We start from the raw sequence: 26,749 nt of genomic DNA, 5'->3' as shown, positions 1-26,749 counted from the left end.
CCTTTTACACACCAAAAGCAGCAGGATTCTCTCTCCATGAGCGTAGCAAAGCCATATCCTCAGCTTTGATTGCACCCTTCTCTAAAGCTACTTCAAGCAGCGTAGAGTAGTTGGAAAGCGTATGAAGCGGCATCTCCGCAGCTTGGAAAGCGTCTGTCGCCTTGTCCAATTGGTAGGAGAAAATGGCTAGTACGCCTAACGGTATGGCTCCGGCTTCTTTGACAGCAATCGCTGCTTTCAGAGAGCTTCCGCCTGTTGAAATCAGGTCCTCGATAACGATGACCTTTTGGCCGGGCTTTACAGAACCTTCAATCAGGTTCTCTTTGCCATGGCCTTTCGCTTTATCGCGAATATAAATCATGGGGAGACCCAGCTTCTGAGCGACCCATGCCGCATGAGGGATGCCAGCCGTTGCAGTACCGGCTACAACCTCTGCATCCGGGAACTTCTCTTGAATCAAGCTGACGAAGCCGTCAGCGATCGCTTCGCGAATCGCCGGGTGTGACATCGTCAGACGGTTGTCGCAATAAATCGGGGATTTCAAGCCCGAAGTCCATGTGAAAGGTTGCTGCGGTCTTAACGCTACCGCTTGAATATCTAATAAGGAAGCCGCGACATGCTTCGCAATCGTTTCGAGTTGACTCATGTTACTTCCACCGTTCCTTCCGTTGTTAGATGTTACAAGATGGAATCAATAATCGATTCCAATGCAGCCCTTGGGTCCGCTGCGCCTGTGATCGGTCTGCCGATCACGACGTAGTCCGTTCCCTGCGCGAACGCCTCGCTTGGCGTCATAATGCGCGACTGGTCGCCCACATCCGCTCCTGCCGGGCGGATGCCCGGCGTTACGGTGACGAACCCGTCACCGCACGCCGCCTTAATCGCCGTCACCTCTAGCGGTGACGCGACGACGCCCTGAAGCCCCGCGGCATGCGCCAAGCGGGCATAACGAATGACGGCTTGCTCCACCGTACCGGTCAAGCCGATCTCTTCGTTCAGCACCGCTTGCGAGGTGCTGGTCAGCTGCGTCACGCCGATGACGATCGGACGTACCGCGCCTGCGGCCAAACCCTTGTCAACACCCTCCAAGGTAGCGACCATCATGTCCTTGCCTCCGGCGGCATGGACGTTGAACACATCCACTCCTAGGCGCGTTACGCTTTCCGCGCCGCCTTTGACCGTGTTCGGAATGTCATGCATCTTCACATCAAGGAACACCTTATAACCGCGATCCTTCAGGCTCGCGACAAAGCTTGGACCTGCAGCATAGAACAGCTGCATGCCCACCTTCACATAGCAAGGGATGCCCTCGAGCTGCTTCAGCAGCCCTTCGGCGCTTGCCGCATTCGCATAATCGAGCGCGACCATAATGCGTCCTGCAACATCCGTACGAGTTAATACTGACAAGTCCGTCACCTCTTTCTTAGACATGAACCGGCATGGAACGTGAGGAGAAGTTGATCGCTTCAAGCATATTCACGAGTGCTCTTACTGTGTCCAGCGATGTCATACAAACCACACCGTTCTCAACAGCTTCACGGCGAATACGGAAACCGTCGCGCTCAGGCGTTTTGCCTTTGGTCAGCGTGTTGACAACAAACTGCGCGTCACCGCTGCGAATCAGATCCAAAATGTTCGGTGAGCCTTCGCTCAATTTATGCACCGTTGTAACTGGAAGACCAGCTTCTTCAATCGCTGTAGCCGTTCCACCGGTTGCAATGATTTTATAACCGAGACGGTAGAAGCCTTTCAAGATTTCAATCGCTTCTTCCTTGTCTTTGTCAGCAACAGTCACGACGACTGAACCTGCAGACGGGATTTTCATACCCGCACCGATTAAACCTTTGTAAAGCGCCTTAGCGAAGTTCGTATCGCGACCCATGACCTCACCTGTTGATTTCATCTCAGGTCCGAGTGTTGTATCGACACGGCGAAGTTTCGCGAAGGAGAATACCGGCACTTTTACGGAGACATAGTTATCTTCCGGCCATAGACCGCTTTGGTAACCCATATCCGCCAGCTTTTGTCCCATAATGACGCGTGTAGCCACGTTAGCCATCGGAATGTTCGTTACTTTGCTTAAGAATGGTACCGTTCTGGAAGAACGCGGGTTAACCTCGATTACATACACTTGGTCGTTGTGGATAACGAACTGGATGTTTACCAAGCCCACTACGTTAAGTTCCAGACCGATTTTTGTCGTAATCTCGATAACTTGCGCCTTAATTTCGTCAGAGAGCGATTGCGGCGGGTATACCGCGATGGAGTCGCCGGAGTGAACCCCTGCACGCTCAACGTGTTCCATAATCCCAGGGATTAGAACCGTTTCTCTATCACAAATCGCGTCTACTTCTACCTCTTTACCCAGCATATAACGGTCGATCAGAACCGGATGCTCAGGGTTGATTTTCACCGCATATTCCATGTAGCTCAGCAATTCTTCATCGGAGTAGACGATTTCCATCGCACGTCCGCCCAAGACATAGGAAGGTCGAACGATAACCGGATAACCGAATTTCGCTGCAGTTCCAACCGCTTCATTCACAGAAGTTACTGTACCGCCTGGAGGTTGAGCAATGGAAAGCTTGCTTAGCAAAGCTTCGAATTTCTTGCGATCTTCCGCAGTATCGATACTTTCCAGATCGGAACCTAGAATGCGAACTCCTGCTTTGTGTAAAGGAGCTGCCAAGTTGATCGCGGTTTGACCACCGAATTGTACGATAACCCCGATTGGTTTCTCGCGTTCAATGACGTTCATCACATCTTCGAAGAACAATGGCTCGAAGTACAAGCGATCGGATGTGTTGAAGTCCGTGGACACCGTCTCTGGGTTGTTATTGATAATAACAGCTTCGTAGCCAGCAGCTTGAATTGCCCATACAGCGTGTACGGTTGAGTAGTCAAACTCAATCCCTTGTCCGATACGGATTGGACCGGAACCAAGTACAACAACTTTCTCTTTCGATGTTTCCGTTACTTCATCTTCTTGCTCATAAGTTGAATAGTAGTATGGCGTCGAGGCTTCAAACTCCGCTGCGCAAGTATCAACCATTTTGTAAACAGGTTTAATGTTTTGCTTCAAGCGATAAGCTCTTACATCAGCTTCGTTAATGAATGTTGTGCAGCCGGCAAGCGTACGGATTTCAGCAACAGCTCGGTCTGTAAAGCCTTTACGCTTAATTTCAAAAATCAGATCAGCCGTTAATTCGCTTGCAGCGATTTCTTTCTCGAACTTGATCAAACCTTCAAGCTTGTTCAAGAACCACCAATCAATTTTCGTCAAATTTTGCAATTGTTCTACAGAATAGCCTCTGCGGTAAGCTTCTGCCAGTAAGAACAAGCGCTCATCATCAGGTTTTTGCAAACGGGATTCCAATGTTTCTGTATCTAAAAGGTCTGTTTCCTTCAGGAACAAACGATGTACACCAATTTCCAAGGAGCGAACCGCTTTGTGAATGGACTCTTCGAATGTACGTCCGATCGCCATAACTTCACCGGTTGCTTTCATTTGTGTACCCAATTTGCGGTTAGCCGCCGTGAATTTATCGAAAGGCCAACGCGGGATTTTGGACACGATGTAGTCAAGTGCAGGCTCGAAGCATGCATACGTTTGACCCGTTACCGGATTTACAAGCTCATCGAGCGTGTAGCCAATCGCGATTTTAGCTGCCATTTTGGCAATCGGGTAACCTGTTGCTTTGGATGCAAGCGCTGAAGAGCGGCTTACGCGCGGGTTAACTTCGATAACATAGTACTGGAAGCTGTGCGGATCAAGCGCATATTGTACGTTACATCCGCCTTCGATGTTCAAAGCACGAATGATTTTCAGGGATGCGGAGCGAAGCATTTGATATTCGCGATCCGACAACGTTTGGCTTGGCGCTACTACGATACTGTCTCCGGTATGTACGCCTACTGGATCAAAATTCTCCATGTTACATACAACGATACAGTTGTCGTTCGCGTCACGCATAACTTCATACTCGACTTCTTTCATACCTGCGATGCTGCGTTCAACCAGACATTGGCCGATTGGGCTGTAACGAATTCCGGAAGCTACGATATCCGTCAGTTCTTCCATCGTGTTACAGATACCGCCGCCAGTACCACCAAGTGTGTAGGCAGGACGAACGATGATCGGGAAGCCGATTTCATTTGCAAAATCTACCGCTTGCGCGACAGTTGTTACGATAACGCTATCCGGTACAGGCTGCTCCAGCTCTCTCATCAAGTCTCTGAAAAGATCGCGGTCTTCCGCTTTCTCAATCGCAGTAAGCTGTGTACCCAGAAGCTTCACGTTCTCGCTCTCAAGAACGCCAGCGCGAGCAAGTTCTACTGCCATGTTCAGACCTGTTTGACCACCTAAAGTCGGAAGCAAACCGTCTGGACGCTCTTGACGAATGATTTGTGTAACAAATTCAAGCGTAATTGGTTCGATATATACTTTGTCAGCCATGTTCGTATCCGTCATAATCGTAGCCGGGTTGGAGTTGATCAGGATAACTTCCATGCCTTCTTCTTTCAATGCTTGGCAAGCTTGCGTTCCCGCATAGTCGAATTCCGCTGCCTGACCAATAACGATCGGACCGGAACCGATAACGAGGATCTTTTTGAGTGTATTATTTTTTGGCATATTACAGTTCCTCCCTAGAGTTTTGCTTCAGCAAAACTTGCTTCGTAAGCTTTACTTACAGATGTCGATGCCGCGGATGCTTTCCATTGAGCAAGCATTTGCGCTTGGCGCGGTTGTTCTGGATTATCTAGTTTGTGCTGACGAATCATCGAGATGAAATCATCGAACAGATAGCTGGAGTCAAACGGTCCAGGTGCAGCTTCCGGATGGTATTGAACCGAGAAAGCCGGGAATTTCTTATGTTTCAAACCTTCAATTGTACGGTCATTATTGTTAATGTGCGTCACTTCAAGATCAGTTCCGGCAACGGACTCATCTTTTACGGTGTAGCCATGGTTTTGCGATGTAATGTAGCAGCGGCCGGAAGCCAAATCTTTCACCGGGTGGTTACCGCCGCGATGTCCGAATTTCAGTTTGTCAGTGTCAGCGCCGCAAGCAAGTGCGAACAGCTGGTGACCCAAGCAAATTCCGAAAAGCGGGATGTCGCCAAGCAATCCTTTAATCATTTCGACAGCGTGTGGAACATCTTTCGGATCCCCAGGGCCGTTAGACAGCAGGACGCCGTCAGGTGCAAGGCGGCGAATTTGTTCCGCTGTTGCATCTTGAGGCACAACAACAACGTCACAGTCGCGTTTGCTCAGATCGCGGATAATTCCGCTTTTCGCCCCAAAGTCAACCAATACGATTCGTTCTTTGTGACCTGGTGCTCCGTACACGCTTTTCGTGGAGACGCGAGCTACTTGATCCGTCATGAGGGAAGTCCCTCTCAGGATTTCAGTTAACTCGGCAACAGATTTATTGGAAGTTGTCAGCAAGCTTTTCATAACGCCATGGTGACGGATCTTACGAGTCAACATGCGCGTATCGATACCGCTGATGCCTACGATGCCATATTCTTTAAGCAAGCTGCCAAGCGTGTATTGCGCTCTCCAGTTGCTTGGGATTTCTTCGTGCTCACGAACGACAAAACCATGAATGAATGGGCGTACGGATTCAAAATCATCACGAATCACACCGTAGTTCCCCACCAATGGATAAGTCATCGTTACGATTTGACCGCAGTAGGAAGGGTCGGAAAGAACCTCCTGATACCCAGTAATTCCCGTGTTGAATACTACCTCACCAACGGATTCCCCTTCACTACCGAACGATTTTCCTGTAAAAAGCGTGCCGTCTTCCAGCAACAATCTTGCCTGCATGTATGTTCAGCTCCTTCACTATTGTCAGGCGATTCTAACGAACCGCAGATGTCATGCTTATTTGTTATCATCTTTATGCGTAGACTTGCATAAAAAATGATCAGTTTGTATAAATATACACGATTTTATAGTTTCCGTACAGATCGTTCGTGTCGTTTTTATGAATAAACGATTTTCCCGGAAGCGATGGTAACAACCGGCCACCCCTTCAGTTTCCATCCGATAAACGGTGTGTTTTTGCTGCGCGAAACAATCTCTTCTTTTAGAACCTCGCGTTCTGTTTCTAAATCCACGATAGTGATGTCCGCGATGCTGCCTACATTCAACGTTCCGTATGGAAGTCCGAATACATCAGCTGGTTTCTTCGTCATACGATCTACCAGGAAGCCAAGCGTCCATTTGCCGGTCAGGACAAATTTCGTGTACAGCAGGTTGAAGGCAGTCTCGAAACCAAGGATACCGAATGGCGCCAGCATCATGCCCTTCTCTTTCTCTTCTTCCGAGTGAGGCGCATGATCCGTCACGATAATGTCGATCGTCCCGTCTTCAAGGCCTTCGATGACAGCTTGCACATCGCGCGGTGTGCGCAGCGGCGGGTTCATCTTCCAGTTCGCGTCAAGCCCTGGAATATCTTCATCCGATAGCACAAGGTGATGCGGGCAAACCTCTGCGGTTACTTTAATTCCAAACTGCTTCGCATGACGAATCAAGCGAACCGATTGCTCGGTAGAAACGTGGCACACGTGGTAGTGAACACCTGTTGCTTCAGCCAGCAGCACGTCGCGGCCAACATGAATCGCTTCGGATTCGTTCGGGATGCCTTTCAGGCCGTGCTTCTTGGCGAAGGAGCCTTCGCTAACCGGAGCTCCGACGACAAGCGTATCATCCTCGCAGTGAGCGATGATGGGCATTCCGATGGATGCGGCCAAGGCCATGGCATCCTTCATCATTTGCGCGCTTTGCACGCCTACGCCGTCATCCGTGTAGCCGATGACTCCCGCTTCTTTCAGCGCGGCAAAGTCAGTTAACTCGCGGCCAAGCTCGTTTTTCGTGATCGTGCCGTAAGGAAGGACACGAACTACGCCTTCTGTAGCTGCTTTGTCCAATATGTAGTTCACCGTCTCTACTGTATCGATGACGGGTCTTGTATTCGGCATACATGCAATCGTTGTGAATCCGCCTCTTGCAGCGGAACGCGTTCCGGTCGCAATATTTTCTTTATGTTCAAACCCGGGCTCTCTTAAGTGAACATGCATATCGATAAAGCCAGGTGTTACCAATTTGCCTGCTGCATCGATAACTTCATGCCCTTCCGTTTGTGGCGCCGAACCTTCGACAGCGTCCAGAACCTGAGCAATTTTATCATTTTCAACTAAAATGTGTTTCTTCGCTTGTACATTATTTGCGTCAACTGTCGTTCCGTTTAGAATCCAAATGCCCATTGTGATGAGTCCCCCTGTTTTATGATAAAGCTCGTTCGATGACGGCCATACGAATCGGCACGCCGTGAGCAATTTGTGTGAAAATTTTTGACTTCTCATGTTCAACCAGTTCATCGTCCAGTTCCACGTTGCGATTAACCGGAGCAGGATGCATGATGATCGCGTGAGGAGCCATGCGGCTTGCGCGCTCTACCGTTAACCCGTATTGCTCGCGGTATTCCTCTGCGGAGCGAAGCAGCCCTGTGTCGTGGCGTTCGAGCTGCACGCGCAGCATCATAATAACGTCTGCCTTCAGCGCTTCATCGAAGGACACGTACGGCGCGAACTCTGCGAGTTCTGGAGCCTGCATGCTTGCTGGCGCGCAAAATTGCACTTTAGCCCCCAATGCAAGCAGTCCCCACAGATTGGAGCGTGCCACGCGGCTGTGCAGGATGTCTCCGACGATGGAGACGGTCAGCCCTTTGATGGCGCCGAACTGCTTGCGCATCGTGTAGAAGTCGAGCAGCGCTTGCGTCGGATGCTCGTTGTTGCCGTCGCCCGCATTAATCAGCGGGATTTTGATTTTCTCCGCGAGCTCCTGGAGCACGCCGTTTGGCTTCAAGCGGATGACGCCTGCGTCGATCCCCATCGACTCCAGCGTACGGACTGTGTCGTAGATGGACTCGCCTTTCTGTACGCTGGATTCCGCTGCAGAGAAGTTCAGAACATCTGCGCCTAGACGCTTTTGCGCCAGTTCGAAGGAAAAGCGGGTTCTAGTGCTATTTTCAAAAAATAAGTTGGAAACGAATTTGCCGTTAAATTGATTGGTCACTTTCGCAGGACTCTGCTCCCAGTAAGCCGCGCGATCAAGGATGCTTATGATCTCGTCAGCGCTAACTCCTTTTAGTCCTAGAAAATGTTTGGTTTGTGTACTCACCATGCTCACTCCTGTTTCCCCCTCTGTTGAAGTATAATGACGCCGTCTTTGTCGTCGATTTCCGTTAGCAGCACTTCAATGCTTTCACTTTTGGAGGTAGGCACGTTCTTTCCTACGTAATCCGGGCGAATCGGCAGTTCGCGATGCCCTCTGTCCACTAGCACGGCCAACTGAATCATTTGTGGCCTGCCTAAGTCGATCAAGGCGTCCATCGCTGCCCGCACGGTGCGTCCCGTAAACAGGACATCGTCGAACAGAATGATTTTCCGGTCTTGAATTTGGATGCGGCCGCCTTCCTGGACGTTCAGGGCCGATTTCACTTTGACGCGGTCGTCTCGATACGAAGTGATATCAATTTCGCCGACAGGAACCGGCACGCCTTCGATTTCCATAATTCTCTCAGCGACTCGCTTCGCTAAATAAATGCCTCGTGTCCGAATCCCAATTAGGGTGCAATTTTCTACCCCTTTATTCTTTTCAAGTATCTCATGTGCAATCCGCGTAAGGGCACGACGAATTCCCATTTCGTCTATAATCGTGTGCTCGGTTGCTTCGTTCATTTGATTCGCCTCCTGAGAGTTTTGCTTTAGCAAAACTGGCATCGTAAGCATTGGCTGAGTTTTCCGTAGGAAAACTGGCATCGTAAGCATTGGCTGAGTTTTGGCAGGTTAAAACACACCAAAAAACTCCTTGCCCATTCATTGGCAAGGAGTTAGCGTGCATAAAGATACAGAGCGGGGCATAAGGATGCGCACATCCCCAAGCTTGTTCATAAACTGAATTCACGATTCAATTTATCCCGTCTTTTCTTATCGACTACCTTGCCAGCCTCTCTGGACTGTTTTTAAAGGTACATATGTAATTAAAAGCATTATGCCACTTTCGACAAGATAAGTCAATATGAATAGCGTTGAATTTTTGAACAGAATTTTTATCATGTGTTATAATTTACATATCAAAATCCACTATGGCATTACTCACAATTCCCTAAGGAGGAAAACATTTGTTCAAACTGTTTAGACTTTTGAATCCGTACAAAGTTTCAGTTGTTGCCATCATCGCCTTAATGCTTCTTCAGTCATTGTCTCAACTGTATCTCCCCACTTTGCTCTCGGACATCGTCGATGTCGGAGTCTTGCATGGGGATGTTGCCTATATTCTCCGTTATGGGGCCTACATGCTTTTGGTAGCTATGGGCGCGATGGCTTGCGTGATGGTTGCCAGCTACTTGCTGGCACGGACAGCCACTGGATTCGGCAGAGATTTACGCCGTAAGCTTTTTAGCCATGTCGAGAGCTTTTCCTTAAATGAGTTCGACAAGGTCGGCACCTCCTCGCTGATTACACGAACTACCAATGACATTGCGCAAGTACAGCAAGTGATTGTTATGATGCGGATGTTCATCGGTGCGCCGACAATGTTGATCGGTGGTGTCATTATGGCGACCTATAAAGATGCCCATCTGGCTATTGTCCTCATTGCCGTCATTCCGATCCTCGCATTAGCCATCATAGGAATCATGTCCAAAGGGCTTCCTCTATTTAAAGTGCTGCAAGTCAAAATAGACGCCATCAATCTTGTGCTTCGCGAGAATTTGACCGGTATCCGAGTCATTCGCGCTTTTAACCGTTCCGGTCATGAACAGCGGAAGTTTGAGAAAGCGAACCTCGATTACACTCAAACAGCCATCAAAGTAAACACAATTATGGCGACGATGATGCCAATCATGATGCTGGTTTTTAATTTGGGGATTGTCGTGATCCTCTGGTACGGGGGAATTCGCATTGATAACAACCAGATGCAAATAGGCGATTTGATGGCTTTCATTCAATATGCGATGCAAATTATGTTTTCGATGTTCATGATGACGATGATTTTCATGATGATCCCTAGAGCATCCGCCTCTTCCGGGCGTATTAATGAAGTTCTGGCTTTGACCTCTACGATAAAAAATTCCAAAGAGGCAAAGGTTCTTCCTTCCGATCAAGCAGCGATTGAATTTAAACATGTCTCTTTCAGCTATCCGGGTGCCGAGCAGCCTGCCATCCGTGATATTTCATTCCGCGCAGAGCCGGGTGAGATAACAGCCATTATTGGAGGTACAGGTTCTGGCAAAACAACACTGATCAATTTGCTGCTGCGCTTTTATGATGTTAATGAAGGCAGCATTACGATTGACGGCCATCCTTTACCCACCTTGCAAATAGATAGCCTGAGACAACAAATTGGATATGTCCCGCAAAAAGCGGCGCTCTTCTCCGGTACGGTTGCCGATAATATCCGGTTCGGACGCGAGTCTGCAACGGAGGACGAAATCCAACAGGCTGCGCAGACGGCGCAGGCCGCAGATTTCATTGCTGAATTGAAAGATGGCTATCAATCCATCCTGGCTCAGGGGGGCACGAATTTATCCGGCGGTCAAAAGCAGCGGTTAGCCATTGCCCGAGCCCTCGCTCGCAAACCAGAAATCTACGTCTTCGATGACAGCTTCTCTGCGCTTGATTTCAAAACCGACGCGAAGCTGCGGGCGGCACTTAAAGCTGAAACCGCGCAAGCGACGAAAATCATCGTAGCTCAACGAGTCAGCACCATCATGGATGCCAACCGGATTATCGTACTAGAAGACGGACGCATAGCCGGGATCGGCACACATGCCGAGCTGATGGGCACCTGCCGTGTTTATCAAGAAATCGTGGCTTCCCAGCTGTCAGAGGAGGAAATTGCATGAGTGATCAACCGAGAAACGGGCAGCGTCCTCCCTCCCAAGGTGTGAATCCAGCACATTTTGGCCGAGGCGGTATGGGTGCGATGGGCATGCCTGTTCAAAAAGCAAAGGATTTCAAGGGTACCTTGCGTCGGCTGTCCGGCTATATGAAGCCTTTCCGGGTATCTATCATTTCTGTTTTTATAGCAGCCGTGCTCAGTACGGTTTTCAGCATCATTAGTCCCAAACTCATGGGGAATGCAACGACAAAGCTGTATGAAGGCTCCATGGCTAAGCTCAAGGGTGTGCCCGGTGCAAAAATTGACTTTGATGCGCTGCTGCAAATTGTTTTGATACTAGCTGCACTTTACGTATTCAGCTCTGTTTTAACTTTTATCCAGCAAAGGATTATGGTTGGTGTCACACAGAAAATTGTGTTTAATCTCCGCAAGGATATTAGCGACAAGCTGACTCGGGTTCCGCTTTCTTTCTTTGATTCACGTAGTCATGGAGATACGATGAGTCGCGCAACGAATGATGTCGATACGATCTCTTCCACCATGCAGCAGAGTTTAACTCAGCTAATTACGTCGATCGTCACGCTGCTCGGGATTATCATTATGATGCTTACGATTAGTCCACTTTTGACATTGGTAACCATCATCACACTGCCTTTAAGCATTTTGGCAACGAAAATGATTGCTTCCCGCTCGCAGAAATATTTCAAAGGCCAGCAAAAAACACTTGGCGAGCTCAATGGCCACGTCGAGGAAATGTATACGGGACATACGATTGTCAAAGCATTCGGGCGTGAACGCCACTCTATCGAGAAATTCAATGAAATTAATGACCGGTTGTATCATTCCGGCTGGAAGGCGCAATTTATTTCCGGGATGATCTTTCCCCTCATGTCATTTATCGGAAATATCGGCTATGTGCTCGTCAGTGTCATTGGCGGTATCATGGTGACACAAAGCACGATCAAAATTGGTGATATTTTGGCCTTCATCCAGTACTCCGGGCAGTTCGGGATGCCTATCACACAGGTTGCCAATATCGCAAACATTATTCAATCCACCATCGCAGCCGCGGAACGGATCTTCGAGCTGCTGGATGAGCCTGAAGAGGTACTTGAGGACGCCGCAGGCAAGTCCGTTACGCAGGTGCGCGGGCATGTCCAGTTCAACGAGGTTGCTTTCTCCTATAAAACCGATGAGCCGCTCATTGAGCATATGAACATTGAAGTTGAGCCAGGTCAAACCGTGGCCATCGTTGGCCCGACCGGTGCGGGGAAAACCACTATCGTCAACCTGCTCATGCGCTTCTATGAGTTAAAAGGCGGAACGATATCCATCGACGGCGTTGATTCCCGTAAAATGTCTCGCAGCCACCTTCGCGGACTGTTCGGTATGGTCCTCCAAGACACGTGGCTGTTCAACGGCACGATTCGGGAGAACATCGCTTACGGTCGAGTCGGCGCATCCGAGGAAGAGATCGTGAATGCGGCTCGCGCGGCATACGCCGATCATTTCATTCGAACGCTGCCGGAAGGATACAACACCATTTTAAATGAAGAAGCATCCAATCTTTCCCATGGCCAAAAGCAGCTGCTAACCATTGCTCGAGCGATATTAGCGGATCCAGCGATTTTGATTCTGGATGAGGCGACCAGCTCCGTAGATACCCGCACGGAAGTCTCCATTCAGAGGGCGATGAACAATTTGATGGAGAACCGCACGAGCTTTGTTATTGCCCATCGCTTATCTACCATCCGTGACGCTGATCTCATTCTGGTGATGAATCATGGAACGGTTATTGAACAGGGAACACATGAGCAGCTTTTAGCGCAAAATGGCTTCTATGCCGACCTGTATAACAGCCAATTTGCTTCAAAAGCGATCTCCTAATCGATGGACTGCGCATTCGAGTTGTTTCGACTCGTTACGCAGTCCTTTTCACGTCGCCCCCTATCTGATAATATAGGAGAGTCAATTTAATTTAAGGAGATGTCACCATGAGCGAAATGAATACGTTAGAAATCATCCAGTTTATTAAAGAAAGCAAGAAAAAAACTCCCGTTAAAGTATATGTAAAAGGAAACCTTGAAGGTATTGAATTCGGAGAAGGCAGCCAATCCTTCATTTCCGGAGGCAGCGGCGTCGTATTTGGCGAATGGAGCGAAATCTCCCCTGTGCTTGAAGCCAACAAAGAGCAAATCGTTGATTACGTGGTTGAATCTGATCGCCGTAATTCCGCAATTCCTATGCTAGACCTAAAAGGAATCAACGCTCGTATCGAGCCAGGCGCAGTTATTCGCGATAAAGTACATATCGGAGACAACGCGGTTATCATGATGGGCGCGCTTATCAACATCGGTGCATCCGTAGGTGACGGCACAATGATCGACATGAACGCTGTTCTTGGCGGCAGAGCGCAAATCGGTAAAATGTGTCACATCGGTGCTGGTGCAGTTGTTGCCGGCGTTATTGAGCCTCCTTCTGCACAACCTTGCGTGATTGAAGATGACGTGCTTGTAGGCGCTAATGCTGTAATCCTAGAAGGCGTTCGCATTGGCAAAGGTTCCGTAGTAGCTGCAGGCGCTATCGTTACACAAGATGTTGAAGAGTACACGGTTGTTGCCGGCGCTCCTGCTCGTGTAATCAAGAAAGTTGACGATAAAACAAAATCCAAAACAGAAATCTTACAAGATCTGCGTACCCTGTAAGATCATCTGGAGGAACACCTATGTCTAGCCCTTTCATCGCATTGCGTCGTCAGCTTCACCAAATCCCGGAGCCGGGCTTTGAAGAGTTCAAGACGCAAAAGCTGCTCTTAGACGAACTTGCTAAGCATCCTCAGGATCGGATCAGCATCCGGACTTGGCGGACAGGCATTTTGGTTTATATCAAAGGAACAAATCCCACCAAACGGTTTGGCTATCGCGCGGATATGGACGGGCTGCCGATTACGGAAGAAACTACGCTTCCGTTTCCATCGCAGCATCCTGGGTATATGCATGCCTGCGGTCATGATTTTCACATGTCAATCGGGATAGGCGTGATCACCCATTTTGTAGAACAGCCTATTAAGGATGATCTTGTTGTCCTGTTCCAGCCGGCTGAAGAAGGACCTGGGGGCGCAATGCCCATGCTTGCTTCGGAAGAACTGCAGGACTGGATGCCGGATCAGATGGTTGCTCTTCATATCGCGCCTGAGTACCCGGTTGGCACCATTGCCACACGGCCTGAGATCTTGTTCGCCAACACTTCTGAGTTGTTCATCGACCTTCTAGGTAAAGGTGGACACGCCGCTTACCCGCATCAAGCGAATGATATGATTATCGCGGCGACGCAAATGGTTGGCCAACTGCAAACCATCGTTTCCCGTAATGTGAATCCGCTGGATTCGGCTGTCGTGACCATCGGCAAAATGGAGGCTGGCACCAAACAGAACATCATTGCCGAAAAAGGTCGCCTGGAAGGCACGATTCGCACACTTTCCGCTGGTTCAATGGACAAGATCAAGAAACGGATTGAGGCTATTGCGGCTGGCATCGAAAGCTCTTTTGAATGCAAAGTAACGATTGATTACGGCTCGAACTACCGTCAAGTTTTTAACGATCCTGCTTTGACTGGCGAGTTCATGGCGTGGCTGCGAACAACCGATCAAGTTCAGCTTGTAGAATGTACGGAAGCTATGACTGGCGAAGACTTTGGCTACTTTTTAGAGCAAATTCCCGGCTTCATGTTCTGGTTAGGGGTAGATACGCCTCACGGACTGCACAATGCCAAACTTGACCCGGATGAACGGGCGATTGATGTTGCTATTAACACCATTACTGCTTACTTCCAATTTAAATCTCAGTAAATGGGTAAAAAAAAACCTCCAAGCCCTTCGGCTTTGGAGGTTTTTGCGTCTTACAATTTGCTGATAAAACGTTCCACACGATTCAGCGACTCTTCCAGTACTTCCTGCGAATACGCATAGGAAATACGGATGAAACCTTCGCCGTAGGAGGTAAAAGCATCCCCAGGCACGACCGCGACATGCTCTTCTTGAAGCAGTCTCATCGTGAACTCTTGAGAGGATAATCCGAATTTGGTGATAGACGGGAACAAATAGAACGCCCCATCCGGCTTCTCCAGTTCAAAGCCCATGGCCAGCAAACGATTAAAAACGTAATCTCGGCGAGCTTCATATTCTTCTCGCATCGGCAGAGCATCGTCGATCCCTGCTGTCAATGCTTCCAAAGCCGCGTACTGGCTTACAGAGCTGGCACAGGTGACATTATATTGGTGTACCTTGACCATATGCTCGGTTATGTTAGCCGGCGCCAAGGTGAAGCCAATCCGCCATCCTGTCATGGCATGAGATTTGGACAATCCATTGATGACGATCGTTTTTTCTCGCAGGCTGCCAATCGTTGCAATGGATTGATGCGTATCGCCATATACAAGCTCACTATATATTTCATCGGATAAAATGAATAATTCACGGTCTTCCAATAGCAGTGCCAGGTCGTTCAATTCTTGCTTCGATAGCACTTGGCCTGTTGGATTGGACGGATAACATAAGATCACGCAGCGCGTTTTGTCAGTTATGTATGGCGCTAACAGTTCGGCGGTTAATTTCAATCCGTTTTTTCTGGTGTCTACATAAACTGGAACCCCGCCGGCAAGTCGAATCAAAGGCTCGTACCCCGGATAAATCGGAGCCGGCAGGATGACTTCCGCACCCGGCGTAAGAATGGTACGCAGCGTGATATCTACCGCTTGGCTTGCGCCGGCAGTCACGATAATTTCATCTGCTGCACGGTAGGTTTGTCCATATTTCACTTTCACAAAGTGAGATACCGCTTGTCTAAGCTCAAGTAAGCCCGGATTTTGCGTATAGACGGTTTTATTTTCGTCCAGCGCCCTCTGTCCCGCTTCAATAATATGCCGCGGCGTCGGGAAATCCGGTTGTCCGATCGTAAGTGTCAGTGCACCCGGAATCGTGCTGACCAGATTGGAGATTTTACGAATACCCGAAATCTGAATGTCTTTTACTTGTGGATTAATTAAATGCTCCATATGATTCGCTCCTCTCCCCATCAGATGAACCCTAGGATGTTCGTATTGTTTGCAGCAGCTGTTCCATGTCTGATGGAATCGGCGCTTCGAACTGCAGCCATTCCCCTGTCCGAGGATGCTCAAAGCCTAGCACTGCGGCGTGGAGCGCTTGACCATCCATCAACATCCCTTTGCTCTTGCCGTACATCGGATCACCGACTAAGGGATGTCCAATAAACTTCATGTGTACGCGAATTTGGTGCGTACGCCCCGTTTCAAGCTTGAGTTCCACTAAAGTGAAATCGCCGAAACGTTCCAGCACGACGAAATGCGTCACCGCATGTTTGCTGTTTTTCTCCGTCACCGTGTACATCTTGCGATCATGGGAATCGCGCCCGATCGGCGCATCGATCGTGCCTTGATCATGCTGAAGATGTCCGTGGACCAGCGCGATATATTTGCGATTAACGGTATGTGCCTTCAATTGCTCAGCCAGACTCGCATGAGCCTTGTCATTCTTAGCAGACATAATCAAGCCGGATGTGTCCTTATCGATGCGGTGTACAATGCCGGGACGCAGCTCTCCGTTGATTCCGGAAAGATCCTTGCAATGATGCATCAAGGCATTCACTAACGTGCCTGAATAATGCCCTGGCGCAGGATGTACAACGAGCCCGCGCTGCTTATTGATGACGATGACATCCGCATCTTCGTATACCACATGAAGCGGAATGTCTTCAGCCATCAGCTCGACACCTTGCGGGTCTGGGATTTGCAGCGAAATCGCATCCTGTTCCGAGAGCTTATAGTTCGGTTTGATCGTTTTCTCATTTACCTTAACATGCCCGTCTTTGACCCATTGCTGTACCAAGGTTCTGGACACATCTTCTTCCAACGCTTCGGTGATGAATTTATCGATCCGTTCACCCGCATACTCTTTATCAACTGTCCATTCAATAACATCTTGAGATGCCATTTCAGACGAGGTCTGATTTGTGTTCATGAGCCGCTCCTTTTTTCTCTTTTCTCCACGCAAGAATTGAATCTAAGAAAATGAGGATAACCCCGATCACGATGGCGGAATCAGCGATATTGAAGATCGGATAAATGTAATAAATGTCCTTGCCGAACAAGCTGAAATCAAAAGTCACCTGCAGGAAATCCACGACTTCTCCGAATAATGCGCGGTCTACAAAGTTTCCGATAGCTCCTCCGAGGAGTAAGCTAAGTGCGCATGTCAACAACGTTTTCCCATCACGAATTGTCCGGCGCATATACCAAATGATACCGATCAACACAAAGGTCGTAATGATAATGAAAAACCATCTTTGGTTTTGTAAAATGCCGAATGCGGCTCCCCGGTTTCTATGGGAAGTGATCATGAAAAACTCACCAATGACAGATCTTTCTTCGCCAAGAGGAATCCTTTTTACGATGAACCATTTGGACACTTGATCCAAAATAAACACGATTAGCGCATAGAAATAATACTTCATATACTTCATTTCTTTTCCTCCTAAGAGCTTTGCCTCTGCAAAAACCCACTTCATAAACATTCACATCTATCCGTAAGCAAGAAAGGTACCTTAATTGCAAGGAATTACCTCACTAAAAAACGCGGCTGCTCGGCATTATAACGGTAAGGATCAGCTGTAAGAAGGGAGCTGTACGACCTATGAGCCATCTAACCGAGGAGCAATCAAATCAATTATACCTGCAATTATTGGAGGAAAAGCTGGGTCTTGAAAAACATTTTGCCACGAACGATCATTTTGGCCTGTCAAACTCATTCAAAGACAGCACAGGTGAGCTCTCCATGTACGATAATCATCCTGCTGACGTGGCCTCAGAAATCTTCGAACGTGAAAAAGATATCTCGCTCAATGAGCATGCTGAGTTTCATTTGAGGCAAGTTGATGAAGCTTTAGCACATATGGAAAAAGGCGATTATGGCCAATGTATCTTTTGCCATAGCCCGATTTCTTTTGAACGATTGCAAGCCATTCCAACCACGCTCTACTGCAAAGAACATGTGCCTGATCCTGAACAGTCCATCAGAAGACCGGTTGAAGAGCAAGTGCTTTATCCGCCATTTGGCCGAACAAGCTTTGACGAGCGTAATGACGAAACCGAATTTGACGGTGAAGACGCTTGGCAAATCGTTGAAAGCTGGGGCACATCCAATACGCCTGCATTCGCAGAAGACCCAAACGTTGAGAATTACAACGAAATGTACATTGAAGCTGATGAAAATGTCGGCTATGTTGAATCTTTCGAAAGCTTCGTAGCCACAGACTTATATGGTGAGCATGTCACCATAGTGCGCAGCAAAGCTTACCGGGATTATATGCACAGCGAGGAAGGCGACCCTTTTCTTGAGCCTGAGAACCGTTCCCTTGATGACGAGCCGCTCTAACATAAACAGGACAAACGAGCTTCGCTATAACAGCGCAAGCTCGTTTGCTCCTTTCTTACTCGTGGTAATGAGCAGTAACCACGTCATTACATCTGACGCATAGCGTTGGATGTTCTTTACTTTGCCCAACCTCTGGAGTCACTATCCAGCAGCGCTCGCACTTCTCACCGTTCGCTACTTCAATAGCAATAGCCAAATCCTTCGTTTGATGAGCCCCTTCAGGTGCACTTGTACCTGGCTGATGTACACTTACAGCGGACACGATGAACAATTGATCTAGCTGTTCAAGCTGGCTAAGCAGAGCAAAAGTCGCTTCGTTCGGATACAGGTGCACAGCAGCCCCTAAGGAGTTACCGATGACTTTCTCTTTACGCGCTTCTTCCAGCGCTTTCAGTACTTCGTCGCGAATGTCGAGGAAGCTGTTCCATTTATTTTCCAATTCCACATTGTACAAGCTCGAATCCACTTCCGGCAGCTCAGCCAATTGAACACTGCTTAATGTTACGCCAGGGATGTACTTCCACACTTCATCAGCTGTATGAGCCAAAATTGGTGAAATTAGCTTAGTCACAGCGACTAATGAATCATACAACACTGTTTGCGAAGCTTTCCGTGCTGGATCTTGCGGTGCGTTGGCATATAAGCGATCCTTGATAATATCCAAGTAGAACGAGCTCATCTCAACCGCGCAGAAATGATGAATCGTTTGATACACAATGTTGAATTCATAAGCATCGTAAGCTTTAACAACCTTATCAATCATCCGGTTCAGACGGATCAATGCATAACGGTCAAGCTCCGACAAGCTTTCAACAGCTACGCGATCTGTCTCTGGATTGAAGTGACTCAGGTTCCCGAGCAAGAAACGCATCGTGTTACGGATTTTGCGATAAACTTCCGTTGTTTGATTCAAAATGTTGTCCGAAATCCGGTGGTCTGATTGGTAATCCACAGAGGATACCCATAGACGCAGAATGTCCGCCCCTAGTTTGCCACAAACCACATTAGGATCAATCGTATTCCCAATGGATTTGGACATTTTACGCCCTTCTCCGTCCAGTGTGAAACCATGACTTAGAATGCCTTTGTAAGGAGATTGCTCTTTCGTCGCAACACCTGTAATCAAGGAAGAATTAAACCAACCACGGTATTGGTCAGAACCTTCCAGGTACAAATCTGCCGGCCACTGAAGCTCAGGACGGGCCTCAAGCACGGCTACGTGGCTGGAACCGGAATCAAACCAAACATCCATGATGTCTGTTTCTTTGCGGAATTCGCCGTGGCCGCATTTGGAGCAGCAAGTTCCCGCTGGAAGCAGGTCCTTCTCTTCTTTAATAAACCAAGCGTTCGATCCTTCTTGCTCAAATAGCTGGGCCACATGCTCAATCGTTTGTTCATTGACGAGCGGTTCATTACAGCTGCGGCAATAGAAAATAGGAATGGGTACGCCCCAGGAACGTTGTCTCGAAATACACCAGTCTCCACGATCGGCGATCATGTTGTGCAGGCGCAATTCTCCCCACTCTGGCGTCCATTTCACTTTCTTGATTTCATCCAACATCTCTTGTCTGAATTTATCGATCGAAGCGAACCATTGCTCCGTAGCACGATAAATAACCGGTTTCTTCGTACGCCAGTCATGTGCATATTGATGCTGAATTTCCCCTGCTTTTAGCAGTAGGCCTGATTCCTGCAGCTTCTCAATGATCAGCTTGCCGCCTTTTTCATAGAACATGCCTTCAAACCCTGGTGCCTCCGCTGTAAAATGACCCTGATCGTCCACTGGACAAAGGACCCCAAGATTATAGCGTTGACCGATTGCAAAGTCATCTTCCCCGTGACCTGGAGCCGTATGTACACAACCTGTACCGGCTTCAAGCGTAACATGCTCGCCAACCATAACAAGCGATTCGCGATCATAGAAAGGATGCTGGCAAGTCACATACTCCAACTCTTGGCCTTTCACCGTCGACAAAACTTCATAATCGCTCCAGCCGATTTCTTTGGCCGCTGCTTCCAGCAAGCCTTTCGCAAGCACATACTTCTTCCCGCTGGCTTGTACCACAGCATAATCAAATTCCGGGTGCAAGGAGATCCCTAAGTTCGCTGGAAGCGTCCAAGCTGTAGTCGTCCAGATGACAATTGCTGCGTCTTGAGGAAGCTTGCCTTTACCGTCTTTAACCGGGAATGCCACATAGATGGAGGAGGACGTTTTTTCTTTGTATTCAATTTCCGCTTCAGCTAGCGCGCTTTCAGAAGACGGAGACCAGTAAACAGGCTTCAAACCTTTATAGACATAACCCTTTTGCACCATTTTGCCGAACACACGGATTTGTCCCGCTTCATATTCTGGCAGTAAAGTGATATACGGATTCTTCCAGTCGCCTCGAATACCTAGACGTTTGAATTGGCTTTTCTGTTTCTCAACGGATTGCAGCGCGTATTCTTTGCAATATTCACGGAATTCAGGGACCGTCATTTTCTTGCGGTCGACTTTCCCGCTGTTCGTAATCACCTGCTCGATCGGCAAGCCGTGTGTATCCCAGCCCGGCACGTAAGGAGCGTCATATCCTTGCAGCGTTTTAAAACGAACAATCACATCTTTTAATACTTTGTTAAGGGCATGTCCAATATGAATGTCCCCATTCGCGTATGGAGGTCCATCATGCAAAATAAATTTTTCTCTGCCTTTGCGACTCTCCTGCACTTTGGCATAGATGTCTTCGGCATCCCAATGTTCTTGAATTTTAGGCTCCGCTTGAGGTAAATTCCCTCTCATCGGAAAATCGGTTTGTAATAAGTTTAATGTTTTGCCATAATCCAACTCAACCACTCCATTCTTACCTTCATACATTTTATCATCCAAAAAAACAAAAAAAGCCTCTCATCCCCTAAAAGGGACGAGAAACTCTACTCGCGGTACCACCCTCGTTAATAAGCCACCGAAAAGACGCGCTAAACGCATACAATTCCTCGCTCATTCACTCGATCATGTATAACGGCATGACCCGGTTCTCTCTACTTGATTCAAGAGACGCTCCTGGGGGATATTCGATACGCTGCAGAGATTAGGCTCACACCGATACCCTAATTCGCTGACACTGCTTAGGCGACCTACTCGTTCCAGTCATAGCTTTACTGAGATACTAATAACAGGAGTATACCGAATTCACTAGACATAGTCAATATAACAGCCGCCTGTCAGCCGCCATCCTAGGCTTCTTCTTTTTGATCGAACTGCATGCTCTGCCAGCCTTCATTGTTTAGAAGCTCCAGCTGCGCTTCCAGGAGCGTCCGGAAACGCGTGCGGTAAATCGACGCTTGTTTCTTCAGCTCTTCAATCTCCAGAGCTACCTTGCGTGAACGCGTCAAGGATTCATTAATAATCCGGTCTGCGTTCTTCTCAGCTTCTTTCAAGATCAGCTGTGCTTCTTTCTTGGCGTTATTTCTAACTTCATCCGCTGCTTCCTGGGCAACAATGATGGTTTTGCTCAACGAGTCTTCGATATTCGTGAAATGATCCAGACGCTCCTGCAGGGCCACCGTTTGATTAGCTAAGTCTTTATTCTCACGAATCAATGCCTCGTAATCCTTAATGACTTGATCGAGGAATTCATTGACTTGATCTTCATCGTATCCGCGAAAAGAACGGGAAAATTCCTTATTATGTATATCTAACGGTGTTAATGGCATCAGTGCCCCTCCTTTGCGTTTTGCACAGCTTTGCACGGCAATACGCACATCTATACTGAATCAGTTCGACAGAAAATTAGCAATTCCTGCATGGTTCGTGGATAAATTATCCACGCTCACGCAAACTTGCCGATCTTCACACGAATCCTACCTTTTTTCGTTACGCCTTCGACTTCAAGCACCTTGAATCTGCCGAACCCTTGCATAGAAACCATGTCGCCTTCTTTCAGCGGCTTGCTCGGATCTTCTTCCGGCTTCCAGTTGACGCGGCAGCGCCCAGCTTGAATAGGTATCAGCACTTTAGCGCGGCTAAGCCTGAATACATCGCTTACAATACCGTCCATCCGCATGGAGGCAACGGATAACGTCAGCTCGTCCAGGTTCACAGCAGCTAGCTCCAGCTTATTCAGTGGCAGCAGCTCTGTCTGAACATGCACCCTGTGAACTTGTGACAAGTTCAAGTGCAAATAATCGGCTGCATCCCGGGTAACCAGGCAGTGGCAGCCACCCTCTATAACATGAATATCGCCAACCTTGTCTCGCTTCATGCCGAGTCCAAGAATGGCGCCCATGTAATCCCCATGTTCTAATGTTAGAAACTTACCGTCCCCGGATGAAACGGAGAGAACTGCCATCTCCATATCTTCCTCATCCAAAGACCGGTAGTCAGGGGCGACCAGCGCCCTTCTGCGTTCCGCATCCGGATAACCTCCGTCGAACCGGCAGTGCACATCCGGATGCCGATTCACGAGTGAGGTTAAAATGAAAGCTTGTCTGGGATCCAGAAAATCAGTCAGCTTCACGGCGTGGTTCTGTGCCGCCCGCTCCACCCAATCCCAGGCTTTATCTACAAAGTAATGTTCGTCTGAATGAAAATGACTATAGAGTTCTTTAGACAATTTTAAAACATCCTTACAATGAAATCTAGAACGGCAATAATCCCCATGACCACAAATCGCAAAGCGATAAGAGCAACGATCGGTGACAAGTCGATGAACCCGATGCTTGGAATTATTTTTCGGAAAGGACTTAAGTACGGTTCAACCAATTTCCCCAGCAGACCACCGACAAAGCTGTCGCGTGCATTCGGAAACCAGGAAAGAATTAAGTAACCGATAATCATGAAATAATAAATTTCCATCAAAATACTAAGATAATAGTGAACGTAATCCACGTACGCATCCACCTCTGTGTTAGGATATGCGCCTATTCCTCACCCATCATCTCTGAGATGTGGCCATGAATATCAACTGTATCAGGTGTGCAAAGGAAGATATTCGGTCCCAGTTTGGATATAGACCCATTCAAAGCATATACTGTTCCGCTCAAAAAATCTACGATGCGTATGGCTAAATCACCGCGAACTCGCTGTAGATTGACGACCACCGCTCTTCGAGAACGAAGATGATCCGCGATGTCTTGCGTTTCTTCGTACGTTCTAGGCTCGCTCAGCACGACACGCGCGTTCTTCTGAGAGTGAATGCTGACGACATTCGCCTTATTTTTATTACGCAATTCATAGGGATTGGTTTCAGGTTCTTCCGTTGTTTCCACGATTCGCTCACGCTCCACAACTTCTTCCTCTTCTTGTAATCCAAGAAAATTCATAAAACGGTTATAAACTCCCATTATAATTCCCTCCTATCCGCTTCTTCAATCCTTTATAACCTTTATGCTTCTTTTCCAACCAGAACAGTACCCAATCGCACCCAAGTAGCTCCCTCTTCAATTGCTACTTCAAAATCCCCGGACATTCCCATTGATAGTTCTTTGATCTCATAGGGGAAGATGCTGCGCTCATTCAACCGATCTCTCAGTTCTCTCAAACCGCGAAAGACAGGTCTAGTCGCATCGGCTTCCATCTCATAAGGCGCCATCGTCATTAAACCGGAGATATGTATATGCTGCAGTTTGCTGACTTCTTCAGCAAATTCGAAGAAATGCTCGGGGTCCATGCCATACTTGGATTCTTCTCCGGATATGTTCACTTGCAGTAAACAATTCACTTTCATACCCAGTGCCGCAGCCTGCTTGTCCAGCTCTTTGGCGAGCGACATTCGGTCGAGCGAATGAATGTAAGCGAATTTGCCAATGACATCCTTCACCTTGTTCGTCTGCAAATGGCCTATGAAATGCCACGTACCCCGGTCATGCAGTGCTTCCCACTTAGGCTTCACATCCTGCCAACGATTTTCACCGATATGCAGCAATCCCGTATCCAGTACGCTTCGGGTCGTCTCCAAGGATACATATTTGGTCACAGCAATAATCTTGATCTCATTCTCATTTCGTCCTGACCGCTGGCAAGCTGCAGCAACACGAGCTTCAACTTCTTCTTTACGCGCTAGTAAAGTCATATATGTAAACACCTCAATTTTCAAACGTTGCCTGCTTGTTTCTCCTTACCGAAGACCAATCCAAGCAACCATTCTACCTGTTGATCCGCCCTCTTTGCGATGAGAAAAGAAGTCATCTGAGCGACAACTCGTACATAACTGAGTAACTTCGATATGGGACGACAAAATTCCTGCTTGTACCAACAATTTTCGGTTCAGTTCTTGCAAATTCAGCATGTATTTGCCGTTGTCCTTGCCAGTAATCACTGTAAGCCTTTCATCGGGCGTTGCATTAATTTCTTCCAGCACAGCATACACACGTGTTGCAACGGTTTCGTCCACCTCATAGCAGCAAACACCGATGGAAGGTCCGATGGCTGCCCTGATGTCCTTAGGCTGACTACCAAAAGTATGTGTCATTAAGGATATTGTAGCCATGGAAATGTTTAGCACGGTCCCTTTCCACCCGGCATGAGAGAGTCCCACGACGTGCTGTACAGGATCGTAGAAAAACAGCGGTACACAGTCTGCAAACTGCGCACAGAGCACAATTCCCTTCTCCTTCGTAATAAAGCCGTCTTTCGCTTGAATGGCTGACTCCCTCGACGTTCTTCCTATCCCTTTCTCCTGAAGCGACACAACGGTCACCTCATTGCCATGCACCTGCTCCGCATAGGTAAAAGCGTCGAATGGCTGACCGATTGCCTCAGCTAGCCGTTCGCGGTTCCTGATCACGTGCTCAGGATTATCCAGCACATGCAGACCACAGTTCAGCGTTGAATAGGGCGCTTCGCTCACTCCGCCATGTCGTGACGTAAAGCCCGCAGTAAGTCCTTCAAATTGATTCATCCAGCTTTCTATCGTAAAGAGTGCAGGCTGCCCCTCTCTAACTTGTTTCACAAATGGTTCCACGATCATTCCACTCCCTTGCTTTCATACTACCTCTACTTTAGCACAAAACAAAAAGACACACGATTGTCTCTTGGCTGATTGTGCGAATTCAGCCTGCATTCGTGTGTCATACGTTAGTTGCGGAACTGTCTGTTGAACTCATAGACACCTTCATTTTCATCGGTTTGACGATACGGACGAGCATCTTCAAGCTTCACGAGCACAACGTCTGCGCCGATTTTTACAATATGTTTCCATGGTATGATGACGTCTGTTCCGGTACCAAACAATCCGAAGAATCGGCTTTGATTCGGCACGACAATCGCTTCGATCCGTCCCTGCAGCAGATCCAGCTCCAGATCGCTGATTTGACCGAGCTTTTTGCCGTCCACGATATTAATGACATCTTTCGTCTGGAAATCAGATATTTTCATGAGGCTATTCACCACGAATCCATAGGATTTTAACTGATTTTGTACTAGTATATGTGCAGTGTGGGCAAAATGTCCTGAATATCAAAAAAAGACCGTCACAGCTTGTCACAGCTGCTCCGGTCTTTATGTATAGAAATTACGATTTCACATGTTTCTGCATCTGGCAGATGGCTGATTTCTCAAGCCGCGAAACCTGTGCTTGGGAAATACCAATCTCATCGGCAACCTCCATCTGTGTTTTTCCTTCAAAAAAGCGCATGGAGAGAATCATTTTCTCTCTCGCATTCAGCTTGCGCATCGCTTCACGAAGTGCGATTCCCTCAATCCAGGACATGTCCTTATTTCTTTCATCACTGATTTGATCCATGACATAAATCGGATCACCGCCATCATGATAAATCGGTTCGAATAACGAAACCGGGTCTTGAATAGCGTCGAGTGCAAACACGACATCCTCTTTGGGCACGTTCAGTGCCTCGGAGATCTCATAAATCGTAGGTTCGCGTGAGTTCGCATTCGTCAGGCTGTCTCTGACTTGCAGCGCTTTGTAAGCAATATCTCTTAAGGAACGAGAAACGCGAATCGGGTTGTTGTCACGTAAGTAGCGGCGTATCTCACCTATAATCATCGGTACAGCATAGGTTGAGAATTTGACATTTTGGCTTAAATCAAAGTTATCAATGGCTTTCATCAGACCGATACAGCCAACTTGGAAGAGATCGTCCACATACTCTCCGCGATTGTTGAACCTCTGGATCACACTTAGAACCAATCTGAGGTTCCCATTCACCAATTTCTCTCTTGCCGTTCGCTCCTGCTTAGTCTGCAAATCAGCGAACAGCTCACGCATTTCTGCATTGGTCAGAACAGGCAGTTTGGCGGTATCAACACCACATATCTCAACTTTATTTCGGGTCACCGTGATTACCTCCCAAGGAGAAACATTAATGTTAATTATCCCCCTGAGTGAGTGATTTATTCCTGCTTAACACCCCGTCCAGCCACTTGACAAAAGGTCTCCGACTCGCTCCCCC

General features: G+C 48.0%; 24 protein-coding genes and 1 other annotated feature. Of the genes, 5 read left to right on the top strand and 19 right to left on the bottom strand.

All coding sequences use genetic code 11. The features are described from left to right. Positions 1 to 4: 4 nt before the first annotated feature. From pyrE to pyrR, 7 genes are all read right to left on the bottom strand, one after another. Positions 5 to 646: an orotate phosphoribosyltransferase gene (gene pyrE / locus PCH02S_RS08570; RefSeq protein WP_127452026.1), complete on the bottom strand. Its 642-nt coding sequence runs from the start codon at positions 644 to 646 to the stop codon at positions 5 to 7. 32 nt (positions 647 to 678) lie between these two features. After that, complete coding sequence (gene pyrF, locus PCH02S_RS08565; RefSeq protein ID WP_246069008.1) at positions 679 to 1,368, bottom strand: orotidine-5'-phosphate decarboxylase; 690 nt, start codon at positions 1,366 to 1,368, stop codon at positions 679 to 681. Positions 1,369 to 1,423: 55 nt separating this feature from the next. Further along, positions 1,424 to 4,633 carry a carbamoyl-phosphate synthase large subunit gene (gene carB, locus PCH02S_RS08560; RefSeq protein ID WP_127452023.1) on the bottom strand — a complete coding sequence of 1,070 codons (3,210 nt, stop codon included), beginning with the start codon at positions 4,631 to 4,633 and terminating at the stop codon, positions 1,424 to 1,426. Positions 4,634 to 4,647: 14 nt separating this feature from the next. After that, entirely contained in the window at positions 4,648 to 5,832 is a 1,185-nt protein-coding gene (locus PCH02S_RS08555) for a carbamoyl phosphate synthase small subunit (RefSeq protein WP_127452021.1), read from the bottom strand. 158 nt (positions 5,833 to 5,990) lie between these two features. Then, positions 5,991 to 7,274 carry a dihydroorotase gene (locus PCH02S_RS08550; RefSeq protein ID WP_127452020.1) on the bottom strand — a complete coding sequence of 428 codons (1,284 nt, stop codon included), beginning with the start codon at positions 7,272 to 7,274 and terminating at the stop codon, positions 5,991 to 5,993. Between the two features lie 19 nt (positions 7,275 to 7,293). Continuing rightward, positions 7,294 to 8,193, bottom strand: coding sequence for an aspartate carbamoyltransferase catalytic subunit (locus PCH02S_RS08545; protein ID WP_174806759.1), 900 nt, complete (start codon positions 8,191 to 8,193; stop codon positions 7,294 to 7,296). A 2-nt stretch (positions 8,194 to 8,195) separates the two neighbouring features. Further along, positions 8,196 to 8,750, bottom strand: a complete 555-nt coding sequence (gene pyrR / locus PCH02S_RS08540) for a bifunctional pyr operon transcriptional regulator/uracil phosphoribosyltransferase PyrR (protein ID WP_127452017.1) — start codon at positions 8,748 to 8,750, stop codon at positions 8,196 to 8,198. Positions 8,751 to 9,193: 443 nt separating this feature from the next. Here pyrR and PCH02S_RS08535 point away from each other — a divergent pair, with 443 nt between their 5' ends. The 4 genes from PCH02S_RS08535 to PCH02S_RS08520 all read left to right on the top strand — a co-directional run bounded on the left by PCH02S_RS08535 (position 9,194) and on the right by PCH02S_RS08520 (position 14,761). Next, on the top strand, positions 9,194 to 10,918 hold the full coding sequence (locus PCH02S_RS08535) for an ABC transporter ATP-binding protein (RefSeq protein WP_127452015.1): 1,725 nt from the start codon (positions 9,194 to 9,196) through the stop codon (positions 10,916 to 10,918). Beyond that, complete coding sequence (locus tag PCH02S_RS08530; RefSeq protein ID WP_127452014.1) at positions 10,915 to 12,801, top strand: ABC transporter ATP-binding protein; 1,887 nt, start codon at positions 10,915 to 10,917, stop codon at positions 12,799 to 12,801. Before PCH02S_RS08535 ends, PCH02S_RS08530 begins: the two co-directional genes overlap by 4 nt. 107 nt (positions 12,802 to 12,908) lie before the next feature. Continuing rightward, positions 12,909 to 13,619, top strand: coding sequence for a 2,3,4,5-tetrahydropyridine-2,6-dicarboxylate N-acetyltransferase (gene dapD / locus PCH02S_RS08525; RefSeq protein ID WP_127452012.1), 711 nt, complete (start codon positions 12,909 to 12,911; stop codon positions 13,617 to 13,619). A 20-nt stretch (positions 13,620 to 13,639) separates the two neighbouring features. Continuing rightward, positions 13,640 to 14,761: an N-acetyldiaminopimelate deacetylase gene (locus PCH02S_RS08520; protein WP_127452010.1), complete on the top strand. Its 1,122-nt coding sequence runs from the start codon at positions 13,640 to 13,642 to the stop codon at positions 14,759 to 14,761. A 50-nt stretch (positions 14,762 to 14,811) separates the two neighbouring features. On the opposite strand, the gene PCH02S_RS08515 is transcribed toward PCH02S_RS08520, so the two are convergent. From PCH02S_RS08515 to lspA, 3 genes are read right to left on the bottom strand one after another with little or no spacing between them, the layout of a single operon-like run. Next, positions 14,812 to 15,966 (bottom strand): aminotransferase A, encoded by a 1,155-nt coding sequence (locus tag PCH02S_RS08515; protein ID WP_127452008.1) that lies wholly within the window; start codon positions 15,964 to 15,966, stop codon positions 14,812 to 14,814. Between the two features lie 31 nt (positions 15,967 to 15,997). Next, the gene (locus PCH02S_RS08510; protein WP_127452006.1) at positions 15,998 to 16,948 is read right to left on the bottom strand and encodes an RluA family pseudouridine synthase; all 951 of its coding nucleotides are present in this window, start codon (positions 16,946 to 16,948) and stop codon (positions 15,998 to 16,000) included. Then, entirely contained in the window at positions 16,923 to 17,441 is a 519-nt protein-coding gene (lspA, locus tag PCH02S_RS08505; RefSeq protein WP_127452400.1) for a signal peptidase II, read from the bottom strand. The genes PCH02S_RS08510 and lspA overlap by 26 nt, the downstream gene beginning before the upstream one ends. A 179-nt stretch (positions 17,442 to 17,620) precedes the next feature. Between lspA and PCH02S_RS08500 the strand changes: the two genes are divergently transcribed. Continuing rightward, positions 17,621 to 18,361 carry a TraR/DksA C4-type zinc finger protein gene (locus PCH02S_RS08500; protein WP_127452004.1) on the top strand — a complete coding sequence of 247 codons (741 nt, stop codon included), beginning with the start codon at positions 17,621 to 17,623 and terminating at the stop codon, positions 18,359 to 18,361. 55 nt (positions 18,362 to 18,416) lie between these two features. Here PCH02S_RS08500 and ileS read toward each other — a convergent pair whose 3' ends face one another. The 9 genes from ileS to sigG form a co-directional block, all read right to left on the bottom strand. Beyond that, positions 18,417 to 21,185 carry an isoleucine--tRNA ligase gene (gene ileS, locus PCH02S_RS08495; RefSeq protein WP_127452398.1) on the bottom strand — a complete coding sequence of 923 codons (2,769 nt, stop codon included), beginning with the start codon at positions 21,183 to 21,185 and terminating at the stop codon, positions 18,417 to 18,419. A 69-nt stretch (positions 21,186 to 21,254) separates the two neighbouring features. Next, positions 21,255 to 21,501, bottom strand: a binding site (T-box leader). A gap of 73 nt (positions 21,502 to 21,574) precedes the next feature. Further along, positions 21,575 to 22,054: a DivIVA domain-containing protein gene (locus tag PCH02S_RS08490; RefSeq protein ID WP_127452003.1), complete on the bottom strand. Its 480-nt coding sequence runs from the start codon at positions 22,052 to 22,054 to the stop codon at positions 21,575 to 21,577. A gap of 116 nt (positions 22,055 to 22,170) precedes the next feature. Continuing rightward, the gene (locus PCH02S_RS08485; RefSeq protein ID WP_127452001.1) at positions 22,171 to 22,953 is read right to left on the bottom strand and encodes a YlmH family RNA-binding protein; all 783 of its coding nucleotides are present in this window, start codon (positions 22,951 to 22,953) and stop codon (positions 22,171 to 22,173) included. A gap of 2 nt (positions 22,954 to 22,955) precedes the next feature. Continuing rightward, complete coding sequence (locus PCH02S_RS08480; RefSeq protein ID WP_127452396.1) at positions 22,956 to 23,195, bottom strand: YggT family protein; 240 nt, start codon at positions 23,193 to 23,195, stop codon at positions 22,956 to 22,958. Positions 23,196 to 23,260: 65 nt separating this feature from the next. After that, complete coding sequence (locus PCH02S_RS08475) at positions 23,261 to 23,683, bottom strand: cell division protein SepF (RefSeq protein WP_127451999.1); 423 nt, start codon at positions 23,681 to 23,683, stop codon at positions 23,261 to 23,263. A gap of 41 nt (positions 23,684 to 23,724) precedes the next feature. Next, the gene (locus PCH02S_RS08470) at positions 23,725 to 24,411 is read right to left on the bottom strand and encodes a YggS family pyridoxal phosphate-dependent enzyme (RefSeq protein WP_127451997.1); all 687 of its coding nucleotides are present in this window, start codon (positions 24,409 to 24,411) and stop codon (positions 23,725 to 23,727) included. 45 nt (positions 24,412 to 24,456) lie between these two features. Further along, positions 24,457 to 25,308: a peptidoglycan editing factor PgeF gene (gene pgeF / locus PCH02S_RS08465; RefSeq protein ID WP_276562826.1), complete on the bottom strand. Its 852-nt coding sequence runs from the start codon at positions 25,306 to 25,308 to the stop codon at positions 24,457 to 24,459. A gap of 107 nt (positions 25,309 to 25,415) precedes the next feature. Then, a complete protein-coding gene (locus PCH02S_RS08460; RefSeq protein WP_127451993.1) occupies positions 25,416 to 25,715 on the bottom strand; it encodes a YlmC/YmxH family sporulation protein in 300 nt (99 codons plus the stop codon). A 136-nt stretch (positions 25,716 to 25,851) separates the two neighbouring features. Next, positions 25,852 to 26,634, bottom strand: a complete 783-nt coding sequence (sigG, locus tag PCH02S_RS08455; protein WP_127451991.1) for an RNA polymerase sporulation sigma factor SigG — start codon at positions 26,632 to 26,634, stop codon at positions 25,852 to 25,854. Between the last annotated feature and the right edge of the window lie 115 nt (positions 26,635 to 26,749).

The organism is Paenibacillus chondroitinus NBRC 15376 (assembly GCF_004000765.1).
GTDB classification, from domain to species: domain Bacteria; phylum Bacillota; class Bacilli; order Paenibacillales; family NBRC-103111; genus Paenibacillus_E; species Paenibacillus_E chondroitinus.
This window is presented reverse-complemented; position numbering and strand designations above follow the sequence as displayed.